The organism is Achromobacter sp. 1014246743 (genome assembly GCF_059760725.1).
In genome coordinates this window covers 1-6,112 of record NZ_JCBANA010000129.1, presented here as the reverse complement: position 1 = coordinate 6,112, position 6,112 = coordinate 1, and the positions used below count along the sequence as shown (strand labels likewise).

At 67.0% G+C, this 6,112-nt stretch carries 5 protein-coding genes; 4 read left to right on the top strand and 1 reads right to left on the bottom strand.

Features of this window, described 5'->3' with window-relative positions; translation table 11 throughout:
• Positions 1 to 130: 130 nt before the first annotated feature.
• Positions 131 to 1,810: an FAD-dependent oxidoreductase gene (locus tag AC6LJ2_RS29795; RefSeq protein WP_498152741.1), complete on the top strand. Its 1,680-nt coding sequence runs from the start codon at positions 131 to 133 to the stop codon at positions 1,808 to 1,810.
• A gap of 16 nt (positions 1,811 to 1,826) precedes the next feature.
• Positions 1,827 to 2,045, top strand: coding sequence for a DUF2783 domain-containing protein (locus AC6LJ2_RS29790; RefSeq protein ID WP_263909666.1), 219 nt, complete (start codon positions 1,827 to 1,829; stop codon positions 2,043 to 2,045).
• On the opposite strand, the gene AC6LJ2_RS29785 is transcribed toward AC6LJ2_RS29790, so the two are convergent.
• Positions 2,011 to 2,928, bottom strand: a complete 918-nt coding sequence (locus tag AC6LJ2_RS29785) for a LysR substrate-binding domain-containing protein (protein ID WP_263909664.1) — start codon at positions 2,926 to 2,928, stop codon at positions 2,011 to 2,013. The two genes, AC6LJ2_RS29790 and AC6LJ2_RS29785, sit on opposite strands and share 35 nt — an antisense overlap.
• 165 nt (positions 2,929 to 3,093) lie before the next feature.
• On the opposite strand from AC6LJ2_RS29785, the gene hmgA reads away from it, so the two are divergent.
• Complete coding sequence (hmgA, locus tag AC6LJ2_RS29780) at positions 3,094 to 4,392, top strand: homogentisate 1,2-dioxygenase (protein ID WP_498152740.1); 1,299 nt, start codon at positions 3,094 to 3,096, stop codon at positions 4,390 to 4,392.
• 120 nt (positions 4,393 to 4,512) lie between these two features.
• Positions 4,513 to 5,832: a fumarylacetoacetase gene (gene fahA / locus AC6LJ2_RS29775; RefSeq protein ID WP_445657522.1), complete on the top strand. Its 1,320-nt coding sequence runs from the start codon at positions 4,513 to 4,515 to the stop codon at positions 5,830 to 5,832.
• Positions 5,833 to 6,112 lie beyond the last annotated feature (280 nt).

Sequence of the window (6,112 nt, the reverse complement as noted above, 5' to 3'; positions counted from 1 at the left end):
GCATGACTGGCCGCCCCCGCCCCCGACACGCCAAGCAGGAACCGGCTGCGCCCGCCCTCCGCCCCCCCTCGGCGCGGGCAGCGAGGCGCAGCCGAGCATAAAAACAAAATGACCCACACAGGAGACAACCGTGGGAGACATCGACTTTCAGGCGATGGAGTTCGCCTATGAGAAACACGCCGACCAGGCGGCCGCGGCACGCGCGCGCCACCCGGTGGTGGTGGTGGGCGCCGGGCCGGTCGGCCTGACCACGGCGCTGGACCTGGCCAGCCAGGGCGTGCGCGTGGTGGTGCTGGACGACGACTACCGCCTGTCCACCGGCTCACGCGCCATCTGCTTTTCCAAGCGCACGCTCGAAATCTGGGACCGCCTGGGCGTCGGCCAGCGCATGGCCGACAAGGGCGTCTCGTGGAACGTCGGCAAGGTGTTCTTCCGCGACCAGGAGGTCTGGCGCTTCGACCTCCTGCCCGAACCCGGCCACCGCCGTCCCGCCTTCATCAACCTGCAGCAGTACTACGCCGAAGGCTACCTGTACGAACAGGCACGCCAACAGCCCAATATCGATCTGCGCTGGAAGAACAAGGTCGTCGGCGTGGAACACACGGACGCCGGCGTGACGCTGTCGATCGACACGCCCGAAGGCCCCTATACCTTGCAGGCCGACTGGCTGGTGGCGTGCGACGGAGCGCGCTCGCCGGTGCGCAAGCTGATCGGCCAGGAAAGCCATGGCCGCATCTTCCGCGACCGCTTCCTGATCGCCGACGTCAAGATGAAGGCGGACTTTCCCGCCGAGCGCTGGTTCTGGTTCGACCCGCCCTTTCACCCCAACCAATCGGTGCTGCTGCACATGCAGCCCGACAACGTCTGGCGCATCGACTTCCAGCTGGGCTGGAACGCCGACCCCGTCGAAGCCGTCAAGCCCGAGAACGTGCTGCCGCGCATCCGCGCCCTGCTCGGGCCGGACGCGCAGTTCGAACTGGAATGGGTCAGCGTCTACACCTTTGCCTGTGAACGCATGGACACGTTCCGCCATGGCCGCGTGCTGTTCGCGGGCGACTCGGCCCACCGCGTCTCGCCGTTTGGCGCGCGCGGCGCCAACAGCGGCGTGCAGGATGCCGAGAACCTGGCCTGGAAGCTGAAACTGGTGCTGGCCGGCCAGGCGCCCGAATCGCTGGTGGACAGCTACGCCACCGAACGCGAGCACGCCGCCGACGAGAACATCCTGAACTCATCGCGCGCCACCGATTTCATCACCCCCAAGAGCGACATCAGCCGCAGCTTCCGCAATGCCGTGCTGAACCTGGCGCGCAACCATTCGTTCGCGCGTTCACTGGTGAACAGCGGCCGGCTGTCCTTGCCGGCCACCTACACCGATTCGCCGCTGAACACACCCGACACCGACGCCTTTGCCGGCCGCATGCGTCCCGGCGCCGTGGCGCTGGACGCTCCCGTCAGCGGCCCCGGCGGCGTCGACTGGTGGCTGGCGCGGCTGAACGGCAGCTTCACGCTGGCGCTGTTCTGCGGCGACCAGTCGCCCTCGCCCGACACACTGCAGGCCTTGCAGGCGCTGCGCCTGGCGGCCGTGCCGGTCACGCCGGTGCTGGTGGCGAACGCCCAATGCGATACGTCGGCCTGGCCCGCCGACCTGGCCTACGTGGTCGACAGCGAAGGCCTGCTGGCCCAGCGCTACGACGCCCGCCCAGGCACCGCCTACCTGATCCGCCCCGACCAGCACATCACTGCGCGCTGGCGCGCGTTCCAGCCCGACGCCGTGGCCTCGGCCATCCATCGCGCCACCGGCCGCGCCTGAATCCGAAGGACTCCCCATGCTGATCACCGAGAACAACCTGGCCGCGCCGGACGACTTCTACGAAGCGCTGATCGACGCGCACCGCGACCTGAGCAACGAGCAGAGCCAGGAAATGAATGCCGCGCTGATCCTGCTGCTGGCCAATCACCTGGGCGACATGGCCGTGCTGCGCGAGGCCCTGGCCCATGCGCGCGCCTCGGTCACGCCGCAGGCGAACCCACCGCAAACGCATTGACGATCAAGGCGCGCAGCCATTGGTTGCCGCCATCGCGGTCGTAGCGGCGCTGCCAGTACATATTGGTCTGCAGCGCCGGCACCTTCACCGGCGGCGTCATGATGCGCAGGCCAAAGGGCGGCGCCGCGCTGGCGGCCAGCTTTTCAGGCACGGTGGCCAGCAGGTCGGTGGCGCTGACGATGTACGGCACGGCCGAGAAATGCGGCACACTGAAATGCTCGGCCAGCACCAGGCCGGCCCGCTCCATGGACTGGTTCACTTGCCCATAGGGCGCGGCGCGCGACACGATCAGGTGGCGTTCGGCGCGAAACGCCTTCAGCCCCATGCCGGCATGGGCGGTGGGATGCGCCTGGCGAAACAGGGTGGCGTAGCCCTGCCGGAACAGCATGCGCTGCAACGTGCCCGCGCCCATCTCGTCGAATGCGCCGATGGCCAGGTCGACGCGCCCCGCCTCCATTTCGCGCGGCAGGTCGGGCCCCTGCACCCGCACCGAATCAATCCGCACCTGCGGCGCCACCTGCACGCACACTTCCATCAGGCGCGGCATGAAGTGAATCTCGCCCACGTCGGTCATGGCCACGCGGAAACGCCGCGTGCTGGTGGCTGCGTCAAAGGCATCCTGGTCCTGCAGCGCCTGCGTCAGCATCGCCAGCGCCTCGCTGACCGGCCCGGCCAGGCGCTGCGCCCGCGGGGTGGGCAGCATGCCCTGGGCGGTGCGCACGAACAGTTCGTCGCCAAAGGCCAGGCGCAGCCGCCGCAGGGCATTGCTGACGGCAGGTTGCGACAAGTCCAGCCGCCGCGCCACGGCGGACAGGTTGCGGTCTTCCAGCAGGTGCTGGAACAGGATCAACAGATTCAGGTCGACGTCGCGCAGCTCGGCCATGCGCCCCCCTACTATTCACAAAATTTATAGTCGCTATTTTTGCATTCCCGTAGCCATAGTGGGGCTTTTTTCCGACAATGGCGCATCGGCCCAGGACAAGCGCTGCCAGAGGCCCCAGAACCAAGACCGCGCGGCCACGCACCGCGCGCCACCCAGGAGGATTCCATGGAACTGCAATACCAGACCGGCTTCGGCAACGACTGTGCCACCGAGGCCCTGCCCGGCGCGCTGCCGCTGGGCCGCAATTCGCCGCAGCAATGCCCCTACGGCCTGTATGCCGAGCAGTTGTCCGGCACCGCGTTCACGGCGCCGCGCAGCGAGAACCGCCGCTCGTGGCTGTATCGCATCCGCCCGGGCGCCCAGCACAAACCGTTTGAACCGTTCGGCGGCACCGCAGGGTGGCAAAGCACGTTCGGCGAAGGCCCGGTCACACCCAACCAGCTGCGCTGGAGCCCGCTCCCCATCCCCACCGCCCCCACCGATTTCCTGGAAGGCGTGAAGACCTGGGGTGGCAATGGCGGCCCCGACGAGCAGGGCGGCGTCGGCATCCATCTGTACGCCGCCAATCGCAGCATGAAGGGCCGCTACTTCTACAACGCCGACGGCGAGCTGCTGCTGGTGCCGCAGCAAGGCCGCCTGCGCCTGGCCACCGAGCTGGGCCTGATCGATCTGGAACCGCTGGAAATCGCCGTGATCCCGCGCGGCGTGCGCTTTGCCGTGCAACTGCTGGACGACACGGCGCGCGGCTACATGGTGGAGAACTTCGGCGCCGCGCTGCGCCTGCCGGAACTGGGCCCGATCGGCTCGAACTGCCTGGCCAATGCGCGCGATTTCAAGACGCCGGTGGCCTGGTACGAAGACGTGGAAGGCGATTTCGAACTGATCGCCAAGTTCACGGGCGGCTTCTGGCGCGCCCCCATCGGCCATTCGCCGCTGGACGTGGTGGCCTGGCACGGCACGCACGCACCGTACAAGTACGACCTGCGCCACTTCAACACGATCGGCTCGATCAGCTTCGACCATCCGGACCCGTCGATCTTCACGGTGCTGACGGCGCCGTCCGACACCCCGGGCACGGCAAACATGGACTTCGCGATCTTCCCGCCGCGCATCCTGGCGATGGAAAACACGTTCCGTCCGCCCTGGTTCCATCGCAACGTGGCCAGCGAATTCATGGGCCTGATCCAGGGCGTGTACGACGCAAAGGCCGAAGGGTTCGCCCCGGGTGGCGCCAGCCTGCACAATTGCATGAGCGGCCACGGCCCGGATGCCGAGACGTTTGAAAAGGCGTCGCGCGCCGACACCAGCACGGCGCACTACATCCGCGACACGATGGCGTTCATGTTCGAGACGCGCCGCGTGATCCGCCCGACCGCGCAGGCATTGGCGTCGGTAGAATTGCAGGGCGACTATTACCGGTGCTGGCAGGACATCAAGAAGCACTTCGATCCCGGCAAGGCGTGACCGGACAGACCGATTCCACGCCCGCCCACGGCGATGCGCGCAAGCGCATCGCCGTTTGGCTTTGGATTTTTCCAGCGCCTGCCGGCCCCTTACAAACACACTGAACGAGACACGCACACCATGACCACGACGATCAACGAAACCCACGACCCGTCCCTCAAGAGCTGGGTGGCCAGCGCGAATACGGGCACGTCCGATTTCCCGGTGCAGAATCTGCCGTACGCCGCGTTCCGCCGCAAGGGCTCGCAAGAGGCCTACCGCCCTGGCGTGGCGATTGGCGACCAGATCGTGGACCTGGCCGCCCTGGCCGCCAAACAACCGTTCGAAGGCGCCGCCGCCGAGGCGCTGGCCGCCTGCCAGGGCGACAGCCTGAATGCACTGATGGCGCTGGGCCATGCCCACTGGAGCGCCCTGCGCCTGGCGCTGTCGCGCGCGCTACGCGAAGGCGCGGCGCTGCGGGCCGATGTGGAGCCGCTGCTGGTGGCGCAGGCGGAGGCGGAATACACGACGCCGGCCCGCATCGGCGACTACACGGACTTCTATATTTCGGTGCACCACGCGACGTCGGTGGGCAAGCAGTTCCGCCCGGACAATCCGCTGCTGCCGAACTACAAGTGGGTGCCGATCGGCTACCACGGCCGCGCCTCGAGCATCGGGGTGGACCAGAAGTTCCCGCGCCCGGTGGGCCAGACGCGTCCGGCAAACGAAGGCGAAAACCCGCAGTTCGGCCCGTGCGCGCGCCTGGACTATGAGCTGGAACTGGGCATTTTCGTGGGCACGGGCAACGCGCAGGGCGAACGCATCACGCTGGCGGACGCGGACGCGCACGTGTTCGGCCTGTGCATCCTGAACGACTGGTCGGCACGCGATATCCAGGCCTGGGAATACCAGCCGCTGGGCCCGTTCCTGTCGAAGAATTTCGCCTCGACGATCTCGCCGTGGATCGTGACGATGGAAGCGCTGGAACCGTTCCGCACGCAATGGAACCGCGGCCCGTCGGAACCCCAGCCGATGCCCTACCTGGCCTCGGACGCGAACCGCGCGAAGGGCGCCTACGATGTGCAGATGGAAGTGCTGCTGACGACGGACAAGTCGCGCGCCGAAAAACTGCCCCCGGCCAAACTCTCGCGCAGCAATTTCCGCGACGCCTACTGGAACATCGCCCAACTGATCACGCACCACACGGTCAACGGCTGCAACCTGCAACCGGGCGACATGCTGGGTACGGGGACGCTATCGGGTCCGCAAGCGGCGGAAGCAGGTTCGCTGCTGGAACTGAGCAATGGCGGGAAGACGGCATTCGATCTGCCTTGGGGGGAGAAGCGGACGTTCCTGCAAGATGGGGATCAGGTGATCATGCGGGCTGAGTGTGTGAAGGCTGGGTATCCTCGGATTGGCTTTGGTGAAGCTTCCGGGACTGTGTTGCCGGCTCGGGTTTAAGTTATTTGGATCGTGCGGTTGTCGCTTCGTAGGTCGCCCGGCGCGGGGGTGGCTTGCGGAGTGGGCGCCCACGATTGCGGTCCGGAGCCTTCGCTCCGGACTTGCCTAGGCGGCCCCCCCCCTTCGTCATCTTCGTCCGGACCTTCGGTCCCTCCTCTCAAGAAACTCCCGTCAAGCTGCTGATTTGTTTGGGGTTTTTTCACGGAGTCTCTGGAAGTGGCGTGAGGCTATAGCCCATCGCCTGGGCGCGCTTGGTCAAGTGATGCATGACGCGCTGCTT